The sequence below is a fragment of the Paenibacillus sp. V4I3 genome (assembly GCF_030817215.1).
Taxonomy (GTDB): Bacteria; Bacillota; Bacilli; order Paenibacillales; family NBRC-103111; genus Paenibacillus_E.
In genome coordinates, this window is sequence record NZ_JAUSZA010000001.1 from 1 (window position 1) to 21,826 (window position 21,826).

The 21,826-nt window shown below is 37.9% G+C and carries 24 protein-coding genes and 1 pseudogene; 5 read left to right on the plus strand and 20 right to left on the minus strand.

What is annotated here, in order from left to right:
* The 14 genes and pseudogenes from QFZ77_RS00005 to QFZ77_RS00060 form a co-directional block, all read right to left on the minus strand.
* Positions 1-1,453: hypothetical protein (locus QFZ77_RS00005; RefSeq protein WP_307434293.1), on the minus strand; the 1,453-nt coding region annotated here is incomplete at its 3' end.
* 462 nt (positions 1,454-1,915) lie between these two features.
* The gene (locus QFZ77_RS00010; protein WP_307434297.1) at positions 1,916-2,182 is read right to left on the minus strand and encodes a hypothetical protein; all 267 of its coding nucleotides are present in this window, start codon (positions 2,180-2,182) and stop codon (positions 1,916-1,918) included.
* A 74-nt stretch (positions 2,183-2,256) separates the two neighbouring features.
* Positions 2,257-2,610: a hypothetical protein gene (locus QFZ77_RS00015; protein WP_307434300.1), complete on the minus strand. Its 354-nt coding sequence runs from the start codon at positions 2,608-2,610 to the stop codon at positions 2,257-2,259.
* A 336-nt stretch (positions 2,611-2,946) separates the two neighbouring features.
* Positions 2,947-3,309 (minus strand): hypothetical protein, encoded by a 363-nt coding sequence (locus QFZ77_RS00020; protein WP_307434303.1) that lies wholly within the window; start codon positions 3,307-3,309, stop codon positions 2,947-2,949.
* Positions 3,239-3,388: pseudogene (locus tag QFZ77_RS37680) on the minus strand (hypothetical protein); the annotation flags it as partial. The pseudogene QFZ77_RS37680 and the gene QFZ77_RS00020, both read right to left, overlap by 71 nt.
* A 208-nt stretch (positions 3,389-3,596) precedes the next feature.
* Positions 3,597-3,956, minus strand: coding sequence for an HNH endonuclease (locus QFZ77_RS37685; RefSeq protein WP_373462545.1), 360 nt, complete (start codon positions 3,954-3,956; stop codon positions 3,597-3,599).
* Positions 3,957-4,241: 285 nt separating this feature from the next.
* Positions 4,242-4,964, minus strand: a complete 723-nt coding sequence (locus tag QFZ77_RS00025; RefSeq protein WP_307434306.1) for an endonuclease/exonuclease/phosphatase family protein — start codon at positions 4,962-4,964, stop codon at positions 4,242-4,244.
* An 83-nt stretch (positions 4,965-5,047) separates the two neighbouring features.
* Entirely contained in the window at positions 5,048-5,239 is a 192-nt protein-coding gene (locus QFZ77_RS00030) for a zinc-ribbon domain-containing protein (protein WP_307434309.1), read from the minus strand.
* Positions 5,240-5,922: 683 nt separating this feature from the next.
* Positions 5,923-6,414 (minus strand): hypothetical protein, encoded by a 492-nt coding sequence (locus QFZ77_RS00035; protein ID WP_307434312.1) that lies wholly within the window; start codon positions 6,412-6,414, stop codon positions 5,923-5,925.
* Positions 6,415-6,712: 298 nt separating this feature from the next.
* Complete coding sequence (locus tag QFZ77_RS00040; protein WP_307434315.1) at positions 6,713-7,045, minus strand: hypothetical protein; 333 nt, start codon at positions 7,043-7,045, stop codon at positions 6,713-6,715.
* Between the two features lie 119 nt (positions 7,046-7,164).
* A complete protein-coding gene (locus QFZ77_RS00045; RefSeq protein WP_307434320.1) occupies positions 7,165-7,335 on the minus strand; it encodes a hypothetical protein in 171 nt (56 codons plus the stop codon).
* 308 nt (positions 7,336-7,643) lie between these two features.
* Positions 7,644-9,212 carry a 23S rRNA (uracil(1939)-C(5))-methyltransferase RlmD gene (rlmD, locus tag QFZ77_RS00050; RefSeq protein WP_373462546.1) on the minus strand — a complete coding sequence of 523 codons (1,569 nt, stop codon included), beginning with the start codon at positions 9,210-9,212 and terminating at the stop codon, positions 7,644-7,646.
* 247 nt (positions 9,213-9,459) lie between these two features.
* Complete coding sequence (locus QFZ77_RS00055) at positions 9,460-9,756, minus strand: helix-turn-helix domain-containing protein (RefSeq protein ID WP_307434323.1); 297 nt, start codon at positions 9,754-9,756, stop codon at positions 9,460-9,462.
* Positions 9,757-9,950: 194 nt separating this feature from the next.
* A complete protein-coding gene (locus tag QFZ77_RS00060; RefSeq protein WP_307434325.1) occupies positions 9,951-10,313 on the minus strand; it encodes a hypothetical protein in 363 nt (120 codons plus the stop codon).
* Between the two features lie 151 nt (positions 10,314-10,464).
* Here QFZ77_RS00060 and QFZ77_RS00065 point away from each other — a divergent pair, with 151 nt between their 5' ends.
* The gene (locus QFZ77_RS00065; RefSeq protein WP_307434327.1) at positions 10,465-10,815 is read left to right on the plus strand and encodes a helix-turn-helix domain-containing protein; all 351 of its coding nucleotides are present in this window, start codon (positions 10,465-10,467) and stop codon (positions 10,813-10,815) included.
* Between the two features lie 16 nt (positions 10,816-10,831).
* On the opposite strand, the gene QFZ77_RS00070 is transcribed toward QFZ77_RS00065, so the two are convergent.
* Positions 10,832-11,197 (minus strand): hypothetical protein, encoded by a 366-nt coding sequence (locus QFZ77_RS00070; protein ID WP_307434331.1) that lies wholly within the window; start codon positions 11,195-11,197, stop codon positions 10,832-10,834.
* 144 nt (positions 11,198-11,341) lie between these two features.
* Between QFZ77_RS00070 and QFZ77_RS00075 the strand changes: the two genes are divergently transcribed.
* Positions 11,342-13,201 carry a TnsD family Tn7-like transposition protein gene (locus tag QFZ77_RS00075; RefSeq protein WP_307434334.1) on the plus strand — a complete coding sequence of 620 codons (1,860 nt, stop codon included), beginning with the start codon at positions 11,342-11,344 and terminating at the stop codon, positions 13,199-13,201.
* Between the two features lie 165 nt (positions 13,202-13,366).
* On the opposite strand, the gene QFZ77_RS00080 is transcribed toward QFZ77_RS00075, so the two are convergent.
* From QFZ77_RS00080 to QFZ77_RS00095, 4 genes are read right to left on the minus strand one after another with little or no spacing between them, the layout of a single operon-like run.
* On the minus strand, positions 13,367-14,323 hold the full coding sequence (locus QFZ77_RS00080; protein WP_307434337.1) for a TnsD family Tn7-like transposition protein: 957 nt from the start codon (positions 14,321-14,323) through the stop codon (positions 13,367-13,369).
* Between the two features lie 4 nt (positions 14,324-14,327).
* Positions 14,328-16,076: an ATP-binding protein gene (locus QFZ77_RS00085; protein WP_307434341.1), complete on the minus strand. Its 1,749-nt coding sequence runs from the start codon at positions 16,074-16,076 to the stop codon at positions 14,328-14,330.
* Positions 16,073-18,235 (minus strand): transposase, encoded by a 2,163-nt coding sequence (locus tag QFZ77_RS00090; RefSeq protein ID WP_307434344.1) that lies wholly within the window; start codon positions 18,233-18,235, stop codon positions 16,073-16,075. The genes QFZ77_RS00085 and QFZ77_RS00090 overlap by 4 nt, the downstream gene beginning before the upstream one ends.
* Positions 18,232-19,041 (minus strand): TnsA endonuclease C-terminal domain-containing protein, encoded by an 810-nt coding sequence (locus QFZ77_RS00095; RefSeq protein ID WP_307434347.1) that lies wholly within the window; start codon positions 19,039-19,041, stop codon positions 18,232-18,234. The genes QFZ77_RS00090 and QFZ77_RS00095 overlap by 4 nt, the downstream gene beginning before the upstream one ends.
* Before the next feature lie 330 nt (positions 19,042-19,371).
* On the opposite strand from QFZ77_RS00095, the gene QFZ77_RS00100 reads away from it, so the two are divergent.
* Genes QFZ77_RS00100 through clpP form a run of 3 tightly spaced genes read left to right on the plus strand, consistent with a single transcriptional unit; the run spans position 19,372 to position 20,876 of the window.
* Positions 19,372-19,956 carry an ArsR/SmtB family transcription factor gene (locus QFZ77_RS00100; protein WP_060649270.1) on the plus strand — a complete coding sequence of 195 codons (585 nt, stop codon included), beginning with the start codon at positions 19,372-19,374 and terminating at the stop codon, positions 19,954-19,956.
* A gap of 13 nt (positions 19,957-19,969) precedes the next feature.
* Positions 19,970-20,263: a hypothetical protein gene (locus tag QFZ77_RS00105; protein ID WP_171644946.1), complete on the plus strand. Its 294-nt coding sequence runs from the start codon at positions 19,970-19,972 to the stop codon at positions 20,261-20,263.
* Positions 20,264-20,294: 31 nt separating this feature from the next.
* The gene (gene clpP / locus QFZ77_RS00110; protein ID WP_047684586.1) at positions 20,295-20,876 is read left to right on the plus strand and encodes an ATP-dependent Clp endopeptidase proteolytic subunit ClpP; all 582 of its coding nucleotides are present in this window, start codon (positions 20,295-20,297) and stop codon (positions 20,874-20,876) included.
* 119 nt (positions 20,877-20,995) lie between these two features.
* Here the strand turns inward: clpP and QFZ77_RS00115 are convergent, their stop codons facing one another.
* Positions 20,996-21,820, minus strand: a complete 825-nt coding sequence (locus tag QFZ77_RS00115; protein ID WP_307434352.1) for a carbohydrate ABC transporter permease — start codon at positions 21,818-21,820, stop codon at positions 20,996-20,998.
* Positions 21,821-21,826 lie beyond the last annotated feature (6 nt).

Sequence of the window (21,826 nt, forward strand, 5' to 3'; positions counted from 1 at the left end):
TCAAATTCAGTTGTGGAGTGTTTCCGATTTTCGCCCATCCTGATACCTTCCCACTATCATCAAAAAAAACTAAGGAGTTGCCATAAGTGAAAGATTTTTGATTCGCTGCGTTCGGCGTCCCCATTGCGTCAACAACTTCTTCTTTTGTGGACCCAAGTGTAAATGGGAATGCCCCACTCTTCTTCTCGCCGAGAGATACATTTATTTTTGTACTGCCTATGGTGGCCCAACCTGATACATGCCCTTCATCATTAAAAAAAACTAAAGAATTGCCATATGTATATGATTGCTGATCGGCTGCCGTCGGCGTGCCCATCACATCGACAACTTGACTTTTTGTGGAATCAAGAGTAAATGGCCCTGCCTCGCCCACCTTGTCACCGATCGATACCTTTAGATTCTGAAGACCGATGTTCGCCCAACCAGACACTCTGCCATTGATAAAAAATACAAGTGAGTTAACATAAGTAAAATCATTTTCGGATTTCCTACTAGGTTCTCCCATCACAGAAATGACCTCATCTTTAGAGGAACCTAAAGTAAAATACTCGGCTGCAGACGTTATGTCTATCAAGCTGCCTTCGCTTATCGGAGTGCTTTGCTTCTGAGATGGAGTAGTGGATTGTGTTGGAGTTGGGATTGGAGCTGATTTTTGATTTGATTTTTGTTCATCGATCGGTTTCACAGCGTCCGTATTGATACCGGTGACTGGTCCGTTGCTGTTGCGCGTACTCGATGAACTAGGAGTTCCGGAATTGCTAGGTGCATCGTGGCCACTCTCGTCACCATTTCCGAAACCTGCCTGCCCAAAAGCATCTTTGACCTGGATAGAATCTGAAACGGATTTAGGCGCTGAATTGCCGCCGGAAACTCCTCCGGCGTTGAATTTATTACTGTGATTTGATGGTGCGGTCTTAATTGCGTTGCTTGGCGGTTTTGGACTAGTCATTTCCGAATAGGCTACCCACCCAGTAATACCAAAAAATAATACGATACATGCACCCACAAAGATGTTAAAGACTGATTCAAAAATATTATCGAGAAATTTAATAAACCGAAATGACTTAGGTTCTTTCGGAAACTCTTGATCGATAAAGTAACGATTTCTTCTTAAATTGACATGTGTGTAATCAAATAGTACTCCCCATCTTGCTCGTTCCTTCACTTGGAGAGGATAAACTTGTGCTCCAGCCAAGTTCATCATTTTTGTAAATTGCTCAGATACTGGAACAGTGTCTCTTAGTCGATCGGGAAATGGCTGCTCAATTAAAAGGAATTGTTCAAGAGTGTCATTCCTTGCAATAGCATAAAAAACCACTTCTTTTATTTCTCGTGGAGTTCTAAGATTTATCACGCAGCGGTATTGATCAATGAGTTCCTGATTTCGAATAATCTCTTTCTTCATTGCCTCACGCATATTTACCCTTGCAAGCTCCCGTATGTCCTTTTCCACTGTAACCCGCTCCTGGTATTTTTCATAAGTACTAAGGCATCCCTCCCATATTTATATGTCGCTTCGCGGGCTCAAATTCTCTGTATAGCTTGCTGCCAGTCCCGATAATCATTTTCCAACTGCGCTTTTGCTACTTCAATGCTGCCCTTCATCGCTTTGTAGTCCAGATAATCTTGATGGGCTTGCTCACCTCGATATCAGTTGAAGATACTGGTATGAACATCGACTGATCATTTCCCTTCCTTAGTGTATCTATTATGATTTGGCGCCGCTGTTTTCGGGATTCAATATTTGCCTTGAATTCCTTCCGGATGTCAATAAATTCTTCGTCCATCTTTTCGTTTACCCCTCGGATACCTGCCTTAATTTCCTGTAATACTTCTAGAATCTGTTTTAGATATTGTTAAATCTTCCGATCATCCATAAGCAAGTTTTACAACTCCTTTGATTTGATTGTCTGACCTATGCTAAGCCTACAACGTTAGTCCATAGCAGTACACCATTGATCACTAGTACCCCTACATTCAACCACAGTAGCCCACGTGATCTATTCCAGGACTGATACAGCCCCCATACAGCTACTAAGATTAAGACAACGTTACCACTGGTAATGAGCCTAGTTTCTAAGTCATCTACGTGCGTCAAGAAGGCTATCAGACGTACAATGGCAATGACGAAAAGACATACAATGAATGACTTGAGAATCAAGGCTAGAAATTTCATTTTCATATAAGCTTTAATCCTTTCTTTTAAAACTAATGATAGATACTTATGTGATCTCCCAGGAACCGCTGCCGCTGGCTTCAAATGAATTCTTTGAAAATATTGCTCAAAGCACGACTCAAGCCGGTTCTATTTTTTGTTTTCTGTGTTCGCGTATTCTTCTTTGGTTGCACTTTATTTCTTATTGACTTATTCGTTTGATGTTTTTTCTTTTCTTCTACTGTTTTCACTGTTGCTACTTTTTTGTTTTTTATATTCATTGTCCTATTAAGATCCCAAACTACATCCCCATTTTGAAGTGCTTTTCGTATGATATAACCGCTTTTTTCAAGCTCGGTGAGGCCCATCTTTATAGAACGATCACTATCGACTTGACCCATTGTAAATTGTCTGGGGCGATGTGGATTTGCTAGTTGTGCAAAATATAACTCCATCGTTTTACGAAGATCTCAAGGCGCCTGTTTGGGTTGCCATCGATCTCCAACAAGATAACAGTGGTGTCGAAGTCTACCTACAAATAAAGCAAGAACCCGCTCCTGGAAGCGGGCTTTTCCTTTAATGGCTCTAAAATGATTCATCAACACCATAGCCGGATAAACAGGTAGTCGGCCCCGGATAAGCTGGGGTTTTGCCTAGCGGTTCCCGCCACGCTGTCGAATACATCTTCACCACTGCAGATAGCTTAACATCTCACATGCTGTAGCCCATTCATCTCAACCTAATGCGTCAATGGCGTAATATGTTTCGAAATGGGACGCTTCTCCGCCGTATTACCACCACTTCCACCACTTCTTTTTACGAGTTTCCGTTACCGTAAGCTCATGAACTGGGCTCATAAGCCGTTCCTCCCAATTATTTAGCGGCTGCTCAATATATTGCCGCTGTTCTGAGGCCTGCTCCTCTGCAGCCAGCTGCTGCATTGATTTATACTTTAATCCATCATATTTTTTTCGTAGATCCCTCTTGCGGATTGCACAATTATGCCATGTTTCTGTTCCATTGTCGAAATATTCCAAACGTTCATTGTACAGATAAGTAACGACTCGAAATTCATGCCCATCTTCAATCATTTTTTCGATGGAAGTAAATGTTGCTCCGTGAGTTACCTTCCATCCCTTTTGCTTTAAATTCAAATTTCAGTTCCCCCATGTTATGAATAGCTAAGCTTGAAACAATTACGTCAAATGTATTTTCTCCAAATGGCAATTGTCGTGCATCAGCACACTCTCAATTATCTTAATTGGCTGCCGCCATCGGCTACGTGGCACCGATGTATTAATAAATTCGTGAAGGATTCAATATTTTCCTTTAAAGTGAATTGCTGCACTGCACTTAATGGCCAAATGAATAATCCATTATAAACCACGATAATGCGCATATGTTTGTGTCGCCGGACACCATGGGTGTCCAAAGCACCCTTTTAAAAGAGGAACGACCCCTGATACATACATTTATTTTTGTACTCGACATACTCCAGGCCGATCTTATGTTTAACAATTATTTTCATCCCATTAATCTTTTGTGTAGCGTCTACATGATGAGTTCTACCAGTATTATAGTCAATTCCCATTGCCCCGGCTTGGATCGTTTCGTGACAGTTCGGACACATGACTAACATGTTTTCTTCTCTGTCTGGTCCCCCTACAAACCGCGGTTTAATATGATGAGTCTGAGATATATAGTGTTGAGCTCCAGTATTTCGTTCTCCGCACGTTTGACACTGGTAACCGTCTGCTGTGAATTGCACGAATCCTTGATATTTCCGTAATCTCACCCTCACGGCATTTCATTTAATCGCTAAACGCTTTGATGGATTCAGTGGATTTTGCTTAATTCCGATGTTACCAGTGGGTTGAATCCCATTTGATTTTCCTTCCGCGAATACGCTTTCATATTTTCCTCAGTAAAAATAATATTTCGTAATACACACAATACATTTACTAAAAGATGTTTTCAATCAATTAACTTATAGAGTTTAAGTACAACTAATTAACAATGCATATTAAAACACGACACTTCAAAGAAAGTGTCGTGTTTTAATATGCATTCAATATATAGAGTTCCTCTAAAGGTCCATTATCAGAGGAACGTGATCACTAGATTTGATCCATTCCTCTCGCTTTTCGATAACTATACTCTTTAAATTATCAAGCAATGTTTTTGAACAGAAACAGTAATCGATATGATATGGGGCATTGAGATTTTTCCTAAAAGACAAAGTATGTTGGTTTTCGGCACCAAATTGTAATTGATTATATTCGTGATAACTACTGTGAATTTGATATTCCCTAAACATGGATAGTATGTCTGAAAAACTACCAAGATGAGTTTTAAACTCGTTATCCCAAAAAGTATGGTTGTTAAAGTCACCGACAATAACAGTAGGATGTGATAACAAGTTAGAAAACCCTTGAAACGTACGATAAATTGGACGTACTTTATCTAACACACTATTTCCACCACGATGATTCATGGCCCACACAGCAAACAAATTAAAATTAAAAGTATCTCCTTCGAGCTTGAAAGGTAGTACCCAGCGATTATTATTCGTTAAATCGCATTCCAATTCTGTCAATGTATGAGTTATTGAAAAGTTAAAAACTGATATGCCTTTTTTAACTTTATCCCCACACCAAAAATATTGAGTTGGCCTTCTCTTCAGTCGATCTAGGTCAACTTGCTCGAATTTTTCGCTTTCTTGAATTACGATTATATCAGGCACGAAAGACAAAATGAGATCACATTTTTTCTTAAAGGACTGATTACAGTTCCAAGTTATAATTCTCATTAAGCTGATCTCCTGATTTCATATTTTCAAAGTTTTCCGATAGGATAACGGTTTAGGTTGTCTACTTATTCTTGCTAGTGAAATCAATTTGTAAATAGTAGTATAGCATAATAGTAACGATAGGTAATGTAAACAGCAACAGATAAAACGGCATTGTTAGACAGTCCTTTTTCGGAGCCATACATGACTTGGTCAGGTGTTAAGTACCCGTTCTTAGTAGGATGCCATAATTTTGCTTTATCTGGATTCTTAGATGCCATGGATCTGAATTCCAAATAACGACCTCCTTGATTCCATTCTGAAATTTTCATTAAAATGTGGTTCTAAGCAAGGGTTCTTAAGAAATTGATGGTCTGAACCATAACCTCGCCAACTCAATTTATGTTATTCTTCTGTGATATCCATCCAAAGTTTGAAATTGATTTCATTCCTTTTAGTACACCCTATTTACTGCTGTTATGTTTGTTCAATCGGTCTTGACGTCTCCTTTCTTTAATAACAACTGTATTTCTCTTTATGTTTGCTATTCTTAGATCTTTATCAAACTTTTCCTTTTCGGCCTTTAGAGCCTTCTTTTTCATATAAATATGTAAGATCCAATTAGCAGCGACTAAAAACAAAATCCATACAGGCAAAGAGATATACCAGTAAATAATTAAAGGGGTTAGTAACTCGAGTATTTTAGTTATTAAAAATAATATGAATGGAGACGCAATTAGTGAAAAAAGCATGAATGCGTATAAGTTGAATGCTCGTGTTCCAGTTCCCAATTAATTCCACCCCACATTTGTATTGTTAATTTGGATCATATATCAATAATGGGTGCATTTGGTGAAGCACCGTTTTAGAAGTGTATCAGCATTGTTTTCACTCGACTTCGTTGTAGATGATTGCATGATGTCTATTTACATTCAAACAACATCTTGAAACGATGTGTCCTGATTGTGAATCATTTTTCTTATTGCATAGTTTTAAACCTTCTAGTAATATCTTTACTTCCGACTGGTTTTGTAAAATAATTATCAAAAGCTATTTCTGCTTGTATACGAATAAATTCTTCCGTGTTCCCATTAGTAGTAGTCATTCCATGAAAAGCAATAAACCATGAATAACCGTTATTTCTAGCATCGGTATCAATATTAATACCCTTTTCTCCGTCAAGATCTAAACAAATAGTGAAAGAACCATTATATTTCTTGTTAAATAAGTGACTTTTTATTCTCTCTCTAACGTTATAGCCTTGTCCCCTATAAATAGCTGGATAATTTTTATTACTATCATTTAGAAAACAAGTGCACTTATTTTCACGTAATGTATAGTTGCTGAAGATAATATAGAATCTAGGTTTACGAGGAATTTTTTTTAGATCAGCAATACTCTGTATTTTTGAGATTTCCACATTTGTGTAAGTTCTTTTCGTTGAATACTTTACCTTTTCAAAGAATGCCATACAATCATTTATCAGTTCTTCTTGAGCTAAGCTTAATTTGCAAGCATGTCATTAATTGAGTATTTCGCAATTAACGTAATCTCCCAATTCGGTTTAAATCGTTCAATAAACTAAGGTGCATTAAAGTCATTGAAGTCATTGATAATCAGTGCCTTTTTTAATTGGAACCACTTTTATTTAAACGGACAATACGGAATAGTCTGACTCTGACTTTTCCACAGAGCTTCATGGACAAAAACCATTCATTCTATATTTTTATTATCCATTGTTCACGGAAATTTTTCAGCTGACTCAGAGTTTAATAATAAACAACTGAGTATCCATCTTCTAATTTGCGTAGTTTCAAGAGCCCCTTGTGTGGTAAATCGAATTTCAAATATAGCTTAAAAGCTTCCACAGCTAAATTTTCATCAAGAACAGCATAATTATCGTCTGCCAGATGTAACCCAAGGGGATAAAGCTGTCCCTCGAATCTTTCCATATCGCCAGCACCTAACCAATGATCATCATCATCAAAGTCAGTTAGTCCCTTGGACCAAAGCTCAACTTTTTTGCATACAAATCTATCATCTGCATCTGGAGCGGTTAAAGATATTATAATGGTATCTACTTTCCATTGACTTAGGATCAAAGATACCACGTTTCTTGTATCAACATTGCTTGGATCTACATTTGGATTATTTTTATCTCGCTAACATAATTTTCAAGTGAGTTACGTAATTCAGACAAACCAGAAAATAACTTTTGAACCTATGCCTGCCGTGTCTGAACCAAATGCAAATCATCCCGTAATGCGTTTGTTACAGTAAATCCTTCTTCAATGTGATTGGATATCCGACTTTTAAGTTCCTCAAGCTCCTTAATCAAATCATCGATCTGTTTATCTCTCGCGTCTTCACTGGATATAACTAAATTTGTCATGATGGTCTCCTAAAATTCTTTTTTATGAAGAACATATTCTATTGAAAGTTGGTTGATAATCGGCGTTATTATATTCGTTAATAATTATCGTAATCCTCTAATTGATTTTTTCAAAGAATAAGCCATGTGTATAAAATTGTTAATTTCTACCCTCTTATTAAAAATCCACTTCGACTTCTTGGTTCCTGCACCGAAATCAAACCTCGAGTTAAGCGCCCCCCCCGATCCCAGCAAGGAAATTCGTTCCCGTTTCAAATACAAAAAGTCCCTTTGCATACTAGTGCAAAGGGACTTTTTATTTTCTACTGTTACTTCTCCGTATTCTTATTGCCTTCCCATACTAACAGTGAACAACACTCAACATGCACTGTGTGTGGGAACATATCCACAGGCGTCACTTCCACGACGCCGTAGCCCCCACCAACCAGCACGCGTAAGTCTCGCGCAAGTGTCGATGTGCTGCACGACACATAGACGACGCGACGCGGCTGCAGCTTCAAGATTGTCGCAAGCAGAGCAGCGTCACAGCCCTTACGTGGCGGGTCCACCACGATCACTTCAGGACGAACTCCCTGACGTGTCCACTCTGGGAGGACCACTTCCGCGGGGCCTGCTTCGAAATGCACGTTCGTCATGCCATTCAACTCGGCATTCTTCTTTGCATCCACGATTGCCTCTTCCACAATCTCAACGCCGTAGACATGTCCTGCACGCTGCGCTAGGAACAGGGAAATCGTGCCGATGCCGCAATAGGCATCGACGACAACTTCATCTCCGGTCAACGCAGCATACTCCAAAGCCTTCCCGTACAAGACTTCCGTCTGAACGGGATTCACTTGAAAGAAGGATCGCGCGGAAATAGCAAATTTCACATCACCGATATAGTCATATATGACCTCGCTGCCCCACAGGACGCGAGTCTCATCCCCAAAAATTACATTGGTCTGTTTCAAATTAATGTTATGGCAAATGCTCTTCACCATAGGCAAAGCCTCGCGAATATCAACAACCCACTCCTCAACGCGAGGAATCTCCGCGCCATTAGTTACCAAGACAACCATGATTTCGCCAGTGCGGAAACCGACCTTGACGACGACGTGGCGCAGTAGTCCGGTATCGCGCTCTTCATCATAAGCGCGAATACCTAGGCGCGCACCGATCTCTTTTACCCGAGAGACGACTTCGTCGTTAGCTTCATGTTGGATGAGGCACTCATCCATATCGATGATGCGATGGCTCCCTTGCGCATAGAATCCGCCGATAAGGCCGCCGCGCTCTTCCCCAAAAGGAACCTGAGCCTTGTTCCGGTAGCGCCATGGATCGGACATTCCAAGCGTGGGATGAACAACAATTCCTTCATCACTAACGAACGTCTCTTCCGTTCGCCCAATTACACGCTCACCCGCCACCTGCAGCTTCCCAATCCGCTGCAAATTATCCACAACCTGCTGTCGCTTTACGCGGAGCTGGGCCTGATAGTTCAAATGCTGCAACTGACAACCGCCGCACTCTTCATAAATCCCACAGTCGGGGGCAACGCGTTCGGAGCTCATCTCAACCAAACGAAGCAGCCGCGCATACCCATACTGCTTCTTCACATGCTCCACCCGCACAATTGCACGCTCACCTGGCAATGCACCATCAACAAAAAGGGTAAAGCCGTTCACACGGCCTACCCCTTCCCCATCATGGCTAATCCCAGTGATCTCAGTCTCGTATTGGTGTCCAATTTGCACTGGCAGATCCAACATCCAGGCCGGCGCCGCCTTATGCGTAGATTTTCCTGCTCTTTGATCCGCAAACCTCCCCACTCTGTTATCTTTCACTGTTCTTTTATCTTTACCTGACAAAGTGCCAGATTTACCTTTTGCTCTCATAAGTCCCTCACTTTAATTTATAACTATATTTAAACACAGCTTGTTCCCCATCAAATTAAATATCATCATCAACGTCTTAGATCGACTGATCCAATTCATCAACTATGCCTTCCTAGTATACCAATCTACTTCGCTAGTAAACAGACTAATTATCAATACAGATAAAGTATATCAGTTATTTGATGAATTACAAAAATGGCACTAACTTTTTTTACGTTAGGAAAAAGTGGCAGATATTGAAGTCTGATTACTCAAAAATAACATCTATCATTTCGTGTAAAAGTTTTTTTATCCTTTTCTTTTTCTCAACAGATAAGATACATAGTATATCTTTATCTGATTTATACTCTTTATCAGTTTGTGCATTTGTTCCAAGCCATTCTAACAACGAATCTTTAGGGATAAGAATTCTATTACGTACTCGAACAAAAGGAAAACCCTCTTGTCTTATTCGAACCATACTATAAACAGTATCGCGACTAACACCAATTAATTTGGATGCTTCAGCTACATCCAACATTCTTTTGGGTATATTTGCTTCCATTTTACTCCTCCATAACTACATTTATTGAACTTCGAAATATCACCACGTTATTAAGTTATTTACACTTTTATACTTCACTAGACAATATATAATAATTAATTTTCACTTCTGCTAAAAGCTGAATTGTACGTATATAGATAGGTCAAACAGGTGTCCGAAATCCTTCCTTCGCATGTTAAAAAGTAGTTACTAAATTATCCCCCCTCTTTCCAAATCCCATTTAATTCTTCAATCTTCCACTCAAGTTTACGCATATATTCAATCATTTCATGCAGTGTATTTTTTGTAACAAATCCGGGTATCATCTTCTTTTCTAATTCGATCTTCTTTTCATAAACAAAGCTTTCCTTAGCAAGTAAAGTGCAGCGAGTGTTTTTGAACTTAATAACTACTTCTAAAAATTGCCTCCAGCACTCTAACTGTTTATGTAATTGAATTAAGTGATAGAAATGATCACAGTTTGATGTAAAAGGATAGTCGTAATATTTTTTATTTCTTTCTATATTTAATTTAAGTGTGCTAATCTTTTTCTCTATGTAACTAATTAATTCATCCATTAAAGCCTCCTTATTAATTAAATTTAGCTTATGATTGCCTAACCAATTCAAGAATCATATAATACTTATTTGCATTAATTAAACAATACTTATAAACCCATTACTTCATCCGTATCCCTTATCTAAACTTTATATAAAGGTGGGATACTAAATGTCAACTTTACTTATTCGTTTAGGTGAATCTATTCGTGAACTAAGGAAGCTAAAAGGTTTCTCACAAGAAGAGTTAGGTGAAAAATCTGGATTTCATTTTACCTACATTGGCGGATTAGAGCGGGGCGAACGCAATATATCATTAAGTAATCTCGAGAAAGTCGCTGATTGTCTTTCCGTTAATCTCTCAGATATATTAAAGTCCGCAGAATTAAATGATCTAAGCTTGCTTTCTTCTGAGCATGAAGCAGCGACGAATGAAATTATGAATGCACTAAAGAAGCTTGAAGTCAACGAAGTACTTATGTTTCAAAGTATTATTCGTGAGGTATTGAAAGTATATAAATAAGTCAGAATTGGTGAATTCAACTGCAATTATTATTGTCAGCAACAATAATTGTACGTTGAATTTTTCTTTTTTTTACCTTTAGATGGTTCTGTTTTAAAATTTGTATTTTCGTATGATACTCCTCAACTTCCTCTTGTGTCATCGTATCATCCTCTTTCAATAAGTAAGCAAAGCAGTACTTCCAGTCTTCTAATTTTAATAAAATCCTCTCAATTGAGAGTGGCTCGTAGAGAACTTCCACAAGCTTTCGATCCACGCAGTTTTCTGGACTAAACAACTGTTTTTTTAAGGCAAATTGACATGTGTAGTAATTATCTTTAAATAAGAAACCTTTGTTTGTGATAATTGCTTCATCACAGAGCATGTACTCTACTTGTTCCATATACTTTACATCTCCCTCTATTAAACTATTAGATCGATTTAATATAATTATTCCCAAAAATGCAGCAATAAATACTTATATACATTATAAAAACAATACTTTTTAATTACTAAAATTCTTAATTTATAGAGGCAGGTGTACAAATTGGATACTCTTATTTATTTTCCTATTTTGTATCCGAATGAAGACTTGAGAAGTATAATCATCAGATATCATAGAGACTCAATAAATGGAGTGTTTCTCCACTCAAAGTTTGAATTGTTCTCGGTAAATACATTTAAAAACGAAGATGTACTACCAAGAAACATGGAATTACTTTTCCAAAAATTATGTTTCTCTTATGATGAAAAACAACACTTCATTGACAATCATACTTATCTCCCCTTCATCAAGCCATTTATAACTATTAAAGAATTTAGTAAAATCTTAACCAATCCATCTTTAAGATGTAACTACTCCATTAATAACTTAGTCAATCCAATAATAAGATATTGTCCAATGTGTATATGGGAAGATGAAAAAATTTATAAAGAAATATATGTTCATCGTTCCCATCAATTATATTTTCTTTCCTCTTGCCCAACTCATCACATTTCACTTATAACGAACTGCCGCGAATGTGATGTGCCTTTTGCAGAGAAATGGAATCAGAAGTTAATTTCACTTCCACAATGCAGTAATAATCATCCCGTATCACACTCTGAACACTCCCAAACTGATGTACAAGTATTAAATATATATGATTCGCTAATTAAAATTTCTAAGCGTTCCTCAACTCTGCATGCAGAAGAAATACTCAATAGACTGCTTACATACGCTGGTTTAAAAGAATACTTACATTTCAAAGGAGCTGTTCATAAAAGGCTCTTGTTAAACGATCTATTTTCTTTTTATGGTGAAGATGTTTATTCCATACTAGGAATTACGCGAGAATTAGTTAATTCACAATATTTTTTGACTGAATTTATGACTATCAATCAAATGGCAAAGTACATACCTTTCTATATTTCAATCATTTTGTTTTTCGCGCAGACAATTAATGAATTCCTAGATACAACGGTAGCCTACTCCTATCCTTTACCATTTGGTTGTGGGCCATGGCCATGTGTAAACAGAATATGCCCCCAGCATGGACCTGAAACTATTACTTTTTGTAAACGGTATATACATGATTATGTTTCTGGATCATTTACATGTCCTGTTTGTGGAATGAGTTACTTTAGACAAAGCAAATATGGAGTTGAAAATGAGGGGGATTACTCGATTGATGACATGGGCTTCTTATGGAAAAACACCGTCGACAAGCTGTATAGTAGTGGGCATTCAATAACTCAAATAATAGAGGTTGTACAGTCTAAAAGACATACAATTTCAAAGCATCTAGATACAAAGCACAAGTCGTTATATATAAAATTCAACAGGTTTTCTGAGGATTATGAGCAAAAAAAAATTGACCTCCTTAAACAAGATCTTGTAAAGTTACTTGATCTACAAAAAGGTCTAAACAGAAAACAGATTAGAGAAAGTTTGGGTCATAGGGGCTATAATCTTCTAATGAAACACGAAAAAATTTGGATGGAATTAATTTTACCTAGTCGGAAAGATCGGAAAGACCGCCCCAACCAGCTTAATTTTGACTCTCTCGACAATGAGCTTCTTATAAAAGTCCAAAATTTACATCATACTATTCTAATTGAAAATCCGATGCGTTCAATATCAAAGCATTCAATAATTAGAAGACTTTCAAAAAATGATCAATGGAGGCTACTATCAACCGAAAAAAAGAGATCTAAACTTCCTAAAACAATTAAATACCTAGATGGTATCTTCGAAGCGAAGGAGGACTACCAAAAAAGAATATTCCCTAAAGTTGTTGAAAAAGTGAAAAATTCAGGAAAAACACTGACAGTTAATTCAATCAGAAGATATAGTAAAGCATATAAAAATTGCTCACCTCATTTAGAAGAGTGGCTTAAAGCTCAAATATTGAACATACCCTCGTAGCATAACAATTATTCAGAAGTTCCCTCCTCAAACTATCTACAGACGTTTTAATCTTGTATCCAAAATACAGAGAGACAGGTAATGACATTAACGTGTGTCATCACTTGTCCCTGTTTGATATCACTATATAGATATTCTAACAATTACATGTTAGCTAATGCATTATTATGCCACCTTTTGAACTTCCTGAATCATACCAATTACTGATCCAAATAGGAATCTAATAAACAACACATGTTTTAAAGGATGATTATAGTTTTTATTAAATAAATGCTGGATCCAATTTATATGAGATATGTCACACTGCAGTAGTGCAAGAGTAGATTTTGAGTAGAAATTCATAAAATCATTCGTTAAATCTCTTTGTTTCAATCTTCCATTCAATGAGCTATAAGTAGTTTTACTTAAATATTCTTTGTATAGCTGCCTAAAAGAACATCGCTGACCAACAATATCATAACTTTTAAACAAATATGCAATATCCTTGCTAATGCTAATCAATTGCAATTGTGCCCTGTATTCATCTAACGAAATTATCTGACTAGCTCTATCCCACGAAAGATCACAGCCACAAGTGCAATAGCGCGGTAAAATCAATAAGATATTGTGTGTCTCAAACTTTAAATTACAACTTGGGCAACTATTCTTTAATCTTTTGCAATGCGTTGGACAATATAGCATTCCAGGAACTTGATGCAGCCTATGCCAGTATGGAAATCCGTATTCTAAGTCATCCTCCTTAATACAATCGGGACAATAATTTAGAACAGATGTCCAAAATTTATTTTTTATCCCTAAGATAAAATGTGGTCTATATATTAATGTTCCTTCAATCATTTTAAAAATATTTTCCGACTGCCCCTTATCTAGAAAAGGATGAAAAAAGGGATAAATCGTGTGTAGCCCAATAATACTTTCGATGCTAATATCCCAATTTTTTTTATTACAAGTCGTGACAAAATTATTGAGACGGGACGGGAAATGGCAGTTAATTTCAGTGTGAGCAACCCCAAAAAGGTCCTTTAAAGACTGGAGGATTGACTCATTGCTGCTTTCATTATGGTACCGAGCACAACAGCTATAGAATAATTCATCAGGCAGTAATTCTGGAAAAAAAATCATCTCCTCACCTTATCCTATAGTAAAATTCAATTGGATCTTTGATTAAGCCTGCATCACTTAAAGATTCTTCAACCGACTTCTTATTCTGATTACCAATTTTTACAATATAACGAATATCGGATGTTTCAAGAAGCGGTAGCTCAGTATTTGATTTATTTAATTTCGGGAATTGAGTGACGTTATTTTTTTTCTGGCTACGGTTTACAACATTCGATTTGTCCATAACCATCTGTGCAACTTGTTGATACATAGCATCTAATTGTCCCATACCACTACTTGCTTCAAATACTTTGTGAGCAATCGACTCTGCCAATTCAGGACTATTCGTCATTTTAAGTCCAAACTGTATCAAATCTTCAAGGATCTGAGTACTATTTTTTTGTTGAATCGCACGGTCATGCTCCTGAGCGAGCTTACCATGAACATATATACGATGAGTTGCCTCTTTCAAATACTCATTGAACTCAGTCCAATCTGGTTTAATATCTTCAAATTCAATCAGAGCAGCGGATTCCCCCATCCTAACTCTCTCAAAAATTGGTTGAAGAAGCTTCAAGCTTTTGTTTGCTACGGATTCAATAAGCTTTTCGGTAATGCGCTCAATGCCGTTTATTATTGCTTGGCATTGAACATGCATAAACAGTTTAACTGCAATATCAGGAATTCCAACACTATGATGATACATCGCTTTTTTAAAACTTATATCTATAGGAACATATTTTAGCGTATATTGATGCTCCCATAGAGCTTCAATGAAATCATCCCATTCTGTTTTTATATCTTCTTCTTCCGTCTCTCCCTCTATCATCCGATCTGTTATATTTTCAATATAGCTATCGGGGATTGCTCTCCTTGTATTAGCCAGAGATTTATTAAATAGATATAAGGACTTAAACGTCCCCACAATAACGACAGGAATGCCTATTGTGTTGGTTAACTCTGTAATAAATTCAATCATTCTTTCGTCACCGCCAGAATGTGCGCGGTGCACCTTTTGAATTTCATCTATTAATAAAACTCCGAGGTTAATTTCATAGGCGACTTTAACCATTCTCGCCGCCAGCACCTCGATTGTTCCCCCTTTTTCTGCGTATTTTTCATAATATTTAGAGCCAGGGCCTAAAGCCTTATCTACCGCCGTGAAAAAATTCCTGCTTAATTGACCAACTGATTTACTACTTGGGCATTCTATATGTAGCCAAACAACCTGAGTTCTGGTTAATTGTCGTCCTTTATATGATTTATGATGGATTACCTGCGGGAATAACTGTAAAATCCTCTTATTCGTAATGGTCTTACCCATGCCACTAAGGCCAATATCTGCAAATCCTTCAGCGGTATGATTCACCCCGGCAATATTTCTGCCCTTATCATCAATTCCACCCTTAAGCACTTTATCCAAACCGAGCACATATTGTCTGTTAAAGATTGGTGAGAATGGATTTCTAGATTGATATCCTATCTTTATCATATTGTAAAATTGACGATATCGATAAAAATGTGAAGATAGCGGGAGCCAAAAGCTCTTACGAACTTGTTGAACCAAGGCCAACCGATCTTCGATATCAACCTTTGATAAATCACCTTTAAATTTAGGTGTACTATAGAGCACCTCAAACAGCTCATCTCCACTTAAACGATCTGGTAATGCTTCAATATAGGGGTGTCCTTGATTTTCCGGGACTACCTGCTCTTTATATACTGCATCATAGTGGTAACCTGTAAGATAAACTTCGTCTTCATGATTATTCATGCATGTGAACTCCGTTTCTTATCTTTATATTTGTGTCTTAAGAAATCACTTAATTTATTCTCGGAAGGCAATTGAGCATTGCTTGCAGCCTTCTCAACAATTTCTGATACTTCTTGAACAACTTCATGAGGTTGCTCAGGCCATTGATTTGTAAAAGCATCCGCACTTTTTCTAGAATTCGCTTCTTTAGCCCTAGCCTCACGTTTGCCTAAGGGTTTATCTCCCTCTAATGCTTTTGCAGCTTTTTTTGCGTCGACATCTGCCTTAATATATGGTATTACCAATGCCCGCCTTTCTCTCTTTGCTTGTTTATTACTTTTAGATAGTGCTTTATATTGTTGCGTTCGATACTCAAACATGGCTTTTGCATCATCAAAACTAAGGCCCTTATACTCATTAAATTTTTCTGTTAAAAAACAATATACTAATTTGCCAGATTTAAGACGAATTAATATTGCACTGCAGTCTCTAGGATCATATGAAATTTCAATTTCTTTATAACCATCAATTGATTCACTTATAAACCAACCTTCATCCTCACCTTCTTTACACGCGTAGTATAATTTGGTATTTGCTTTTAATTCAAAGCCAAATCGAGTAACCTTCGCGGTCATTTTTGGAAGCAATGTATAATGAATCAAGTTCTTAGGACGCTCATGAAGTAGATTCTTAGTAGCCCCCCATTCCCAGAGTCTATTCGGTGTAAGTTCAACGTGTTCTTTAAACATTTCCGGGCCTACAACAAACTCACGTGGGAGTGACATTTTGTTAAAAGCAATAATATGTTCAATCATAAATATGATAAAAGTATCTAATGTTATTGCAGCAGTATCATCTGACTTAGAATCCCCTGGCTCGCGTTTATCCTTTAGAATTGCACCGTAATTTCGGAAAAAATCTCTAATCGTTCTATTAGTTATATGAAAATGCTGTTCAATTACGCCTTTTAAATCTGGTCGGTATGAGGGTGTATTAGCAATATCAACACCAATACCAACTAGCCCATTCGGATATTTACTTTTCATCTCACCTCGGTCAGCAACAATATTCCGTGGAAGATGATAACAATCCCATTCTTCTGGATCAATATCGACTCCGTACTTTTTGCAAAACTCAACTTTATCTGTGGCTGCATTCTCCAGTGCCATCATAGCTCCTTCAACCCAACTTGCATGATTAACACTCACATGGAACCCAACTACTTTTCGTGAAAAGACATCTTTTACAATAAATAATGTTGGCCGACCAATAGGTGTTTTATGATCGATTGCTAATAATGATACATCAGCAGGAGTAGAATCAATTTGATAGAGATAACCTGGACCTTCAATGTACATACTGTTGCTACCCAATAATGCCCTGAACTCTTTTTTCATTCTTCTTTGACCAAGGGAATGTCCTTTTCTTTCCCTAAGCGAATAGTTCTTATTGTACCAATATCGAAACTGCTTTTCTGAAGGAGCTTTGGTTTCATCAACTGATGGCACCAGTTTCCCTCTTTTTCGATAAAAGGAAACAGCATAATATTCCTCGCACATCCTCAGGTGTGTTTCTACAATGTTTAATTTCTCACCAATAAGGAATTTATCTACTGCTTTTTTAAAGTTTTTAAAGTCTCCATCATCTAGGATTTTAATATTCTTTCCTTTGCGTCCAGGTCTCGTTTTATATTCCCTATCCTCCCCTTCAGCACCGGAGTCGAAATAATTTGGTAGTAAACCGTTTATGCATTTCCCATAAAACCAATATCGCTTTAGGAGGTCATAAAGGACGTTATACTCTACTCCTGTTTTATCTTTTATACTCTGGAAAAGTCTCATTCGTTCAGTTGAAAAGTATATATCCGGTTCTATAGGTACGATATCCTTAATTAGATTCCATTTGTCACTTAACTTTTTTGCATACTTCTCTAGGTATTCATTCGAAGGGCTTATTATACGGAGATCTTGTTCATACTCGACTTTTTCCGCTCTAAATTCTTGCAAATCGTTTATTAAATCTTCCATTTTCATGGGGTAAGGCAGTTCCATTTTCTTAGAATTAGTAATATTAATAACGAAAAGTTCCTCTGATTTTGGAGAAATCCAGCATACACGAATGAATTTATTATTCTCACCTAGACCAGCTAAAAGCTTAATGACGGAATTTACATATATCATATTATAGCCACCTTACTTATAAATAGTGGGTTGGCACTTCTTATTAATTTTTGCATATCTGTATGAATGACCTTGTTTGCTAACAAGTGTTTTAAAATAAACATACAAGAACCCGATTCTAGACCATATTTATTATCCGCACGTAAACATAGTTTCTGAATGGGCGTCGCAGCTGCATCATCAATAAGTAATTGAATAAATGAACTCTTTATATGCTCTACCAATTCACTGTCTAATCCAGCACGGCTAGCCAGAAATCTTCCATCAAATATCCAATCTATATTTCTAACCATAATGGAAGGTAGCCTTGATTCAAGAATAATTCCCCACTCAATACCTTGTTCCTCAAAATAACGTCTCTCTACTTCAAAAAGCTCAAGTGTTCTTGATGTTAAGTCAGTTACTACCTTAACTGTTCTTACAACATCCCTTAATCCCGTCGATGTTCGAATAGTTATCATAAAGTCTGTTGTTTGATATACCGGAACACTGTCAAGATTTGCATGTGGTATATGCAACTGTTCAGAAATTTCTAATGTTCTATTAATTTCAAGCGGAAATTGTTCTCTAATGTCAACGACTATTTCCATCCAATTTAATAGCATTAAATATTTATACTCTACTTTTGAAAGAGTGTGGTGAATTCTTTCAGCTTTCCAGCCGAGTGATCGAGTGAGATAGCCATCACCTGGAGTCTTGTTATCACTTGCTTGAATAAATGGGATATAATCCTTGCCAGTTCCTTGACCGCGTCCATCCTTCATCTTATTTTCTTGATATTTTCTTACAGAGTTACCTCTAGTCATGTTTTCACTCTCCTCCTAAGGACAAAAACAAAAGCCCCGACCAAATTGTTGGTCGGGGCTCTGATGTACTCGATACTAATTTCGAAGAATAGTATCGATGCTCTAATGGTTTAATAATATCTTTCCCTCAAATATCACAAGCTAAACCTCTATTTCAAAACTTTATTTGTCATTTCAAAACTTTGTTTGTCATTTCAAAACTTTATTGGCAATTTCAAAACCAATTTGTCATCCAACAGGTGTTGTCATCATAGCCCATTGACATTTCACTCTCCACGTAATAAAATATTTTTACGTAACACATACTTTGTATTGGAGGCTATCCACTCCATGCTAAAAGATATTCAAGACAGCTATTACATCGAGTCTCCAGAGCAAGCTACCGTCTTGTTGAACCCTATTCGCGGGGAGATCATTGCTCAGCTTCTGGAACCTGGCTCTGCTGCTGAAGTGGCTCGAACACTCGGGGAAACGGCCCAACGCATTAACTATCACCTCAAAGCTTTGGAAAAAGCAGGCTTGGTTCAACGCGTAGGCACTCGTCAGGTGCGCAATCTGGTCGAAGTATTGTACAGAGCGATAGCCAAAACATTCGTACTGGCCGAATCGTTAAGTATGAAGCCTGAAACCTTGCAGAGGTTGAAGGACCAGAGCTCTTTGGCTCACCTTGTGACCACATCCGAGCGGATTCGTAGAGATGCGATGCTGCTTATGGAGCAATCCGATGTGGGCGAAGTAATTCCTAGTGCTACGCTTCAGCTGCAGGTCCATCTGTCTGATGAACAGCAAAGGCAAACATTCGTTGAGGAGTACGCTGCCATGGTGCAGCAATTGGTGGATCGATACTCGGGCTGCAAAGACGGAAATGATGCCTATCAAGTCTTGTTAGCCGTATATCCCAAACCGAAAGAATGAGGAGGCAACCGCCATGAATCATGAACAACAAACAAGTAAACCGCAGAATGACGCAGTACCTGCAACACCTGTTATTGCTTGGGAGCAAGCCGTTGATCGTACTCCTGAAACCTCAGGAAGCAACGTGATCTCGATCGACTCATATCGTCGTCAAGGCACCTCGCCTAATGAATCAGAGGCTACCTTCACCGTTCGTGAATTTCAAACCACCCATGGCGAAGAACCGATCCGTTTAATCATGGTATCCTCTGGTTTTGGTCAAAAACGTACGGTCCACAGTCATACCGTCCAAAGCAAAGCTTCTTAAATATAATACTTAAAATGAAAGGATGATTCCTATGAGTTTCATACCTATGGTTGTCGAACAATCTTCGCGCGGCGAGCGCTCTTATGACATTTATTCCAGACTGCTCAAAGATCGCATTGTGTTCCTTGGCACGGAGGTCAACGATCAAGTGGCCAATGCGATTGTTGCCCAGTTATTGTTCCTTTCCGCTGAAGATCCAGAGAAAGATATTTCTCTCTACATCAACTCACCCGGCGGTTCTACTTCTGCAGGACTGGCGATTTTCGATACGATGCATTTCATTAAGCCCGATGTATCCACCATCTGTGTAGGTATGGCCGCATCTATGGGGGCTATCCTGTTAACAGCAGGTGCACCTGGCAAAAGGTTCGCTCTCCCTAATGCCGAGGTCATGATTCACCAACCATGGGGAGGCGCCCAAGGTCAAGCCAGCGATATTCATATTCGTGCCCAGCACATTCTCAAAACACGGCGAACACTCAATCGAATTCTTGCCGAAACAACTAAGCAGCCGATCGAGAAGATTGAATTAGATACAGACCGTGATTATTTCCTAACCGCTGAAGATGCGAAAACGTATGGATTGATTGATAAGGTTATTGAGAAAATCTAATCGTTCATCCTATAAATCAAGATTGAAAAACCCTAGCCACTGGCTAGGGTTTTTCAATAATAAATGATCCCTCCGAGGGAAGGTAGATGGAATCCTCGTTCGAGTGTCTCCAATTATCCTTAACCTTTTACCGCGGAACCAGTAATACCTTGTATGATATATTTTTGTCCAATAAGAAATATAAGCAGCATGGGGACAATGCCAGCAGATGTTGCCGCCATCATTCCGTTATAGTCAATATTGAATTCTAGTATGAAATTCTGCATACCCAGCGGGACTGTATACAGATCACGGTCAAGTAGGAAAACGAGGGCATTCTCATAATCATTCCAGTGCCAGGAGAAATCAATAATCGCTAAGGTAGCCAACGCCGGTTTGGCCAGAGGCAGCATGAGCTGAAAGAAAATACGGAAGTGACCAGCCCCGTCCACAAAGGCCGATTCAGTGATCTCCTGTGGGATCGACATGAAAAATTGTCTCATCAGAAATACCCCGAAAATGGTAAACAAACCAGGAAGAATAAGTGCCCAGTGCGTATTATAAATCCCTATTTTATCAAACAAAATAAATTTAGGAACAAATAACACTTGCGGTGGAACCATCATCATAGATAAGTAGAACATGAAGAGCAGGTTTCTTCCCTTAAACTCAATTCGCGAAAATCCATAAGCCGCTAAGGAGGATAAGAATGTAGCACCAACCATGCAAATCAGAGCTATTTTCAACGAATTCATATAATAAATAAGAAAGCTTTCCTTGCCTGTCCATACTTTAAGATGATGTTCAAACGTCACCTTCTGGGGTATCCATTGGATCGGGTATTGGAACACTTCATTTGGTGTTTTAAAAGATGTACTTATCATCCAAAGAAACGGCAAAATCATAAAAAGACCCAATACTAGCATGGCAATCGTATATAGTAATTTTGTCGATTTTATCTCCATATGTCT

Bases quoted from the DNA above. Each gene is read 5' to 3' on its own strand.
- rlmD (WP_373462546.1), bottom strand. From the start codon at position 9,212: ATGAGAGCAAAAGGTAAATCTGGCACTTTGTCAGGTAAAGATAAAAGA.
- QFZ77_RS00115 (WP_307434352.1), bottom strand. From the start codon at position 21,820: ATGGAGATAAAATCGACAAAATTACTATATACGATTGCCATGCTAGTA.
- clpP (WP_047684586.1), top strand. From the start codon at position 20,295: ATGAGTTTCATACCTATGGTTGTCGAACAATCTTCGCGCGGCGAGCGC.
- QFZ77_RS00035 (WP_307434312.1), bottom strand. From the start codon at position 6,414: ATGGCATTCTTTGAAAAGGTAAAGTATTCAACGAAAAGAACTTACACA.
- QFZ77_RS00085 (WP_307434341.1), bottom strand. From the start codon at position 16,076: ATGAATAATCATGAAGACGAAGTTTATCTTACAGGTTACCACTATGAT.
- QFZ77_RS00055 (WP_307434323.1), bottom strand. From the start codon at position 9,756: ATGGAAGCAAATATACCCAAAAGAATGTTGGATGTAGCTGAAGCATCC.
- QFZ77_RS00010 (WP_307434297.1), bottom strand. From the start codon at position 2,182: ATGAAAATGAAATTTCTAGCCTTGATTCTCAAGTCATTCATTGTATGT.
- QFZ77_RS00045 (WP_307434320.1), bottom strand. From the start codon at position 7,335: ATGACAAATTTAGTTATATCCAGTGAAGACGCGAGAGATAAACAGATC.
- QFZ77_RS00070 (WP_307434331.1), bottom strand. From the start codon at position 11,197: ATGGAACAAGTAGAGTACATGCTCTGTGATGAAGCAATTATCACAAAC.
- QFZ77_RS00060 (WP_307434325.1), bottom strand. From the start codon at position 10,313: ATGGATGAATTAATTAGTTACATAGAGAAAAAGATTAGCACACTTAAA.
- QFZ77_RS00105 (WP_171644946.1), top strand. From the start codon at position 19,970: ATGAATCATGAACAACAAACAAGTAAACCGCAGAATGACGCAGTACCT.
- QFZ77_RS00065 (WP_307434327.1), top strand. From the start codon at position 10,465: ATGTCAACTTTACTTATTCGTTTAGGTGAATCTATTCGTGAACTAAGG.
- QFZ77_RS00025 (WP_307434306.1), bottom strand. From the start codon at position 4,964: ATGAGAATTATAACTTGGAACTGTAATCAGTCCTTTAAGAAAAAATGT.
- QFZ77_RS00080 (WP_307434337.1), bottom strand. From the start codon at position 14,323: ATGATTTTTTTTCCAGAATTACTGCCTGATGAATTATTCTATAGCTGT.
- QFZ77_RS00090 (WP_307434344.1), bottom strand. From the start codon at position 18,235: ATGATATATGTAAATTCCGTCATTAAGCTTTTAGCTGGTCTAGGTGAG.
- QFZ77_RS00095 (WP_307434347.1), bottom strand. From the start codon at position 19,041: ATGACTAGAGGTAACTCTGTAAGAAAATATCAAGAAAATAAGATGAAG.
- QFZ77_RS00100 (WP_060649270.1), top strand. From the start codon at position 19,372: ATGCTAAAAGATATTCAAGACAGCTATTACATCGAGTCTCCAGAGCAA.
- QFZ77_RS00015 (WP_307434300.1), bottom strand. From the start codon at position 2,610: ATGGAGTTATATTTTGCACAACTAGCAAATCCACATCGCCCCAGACAA.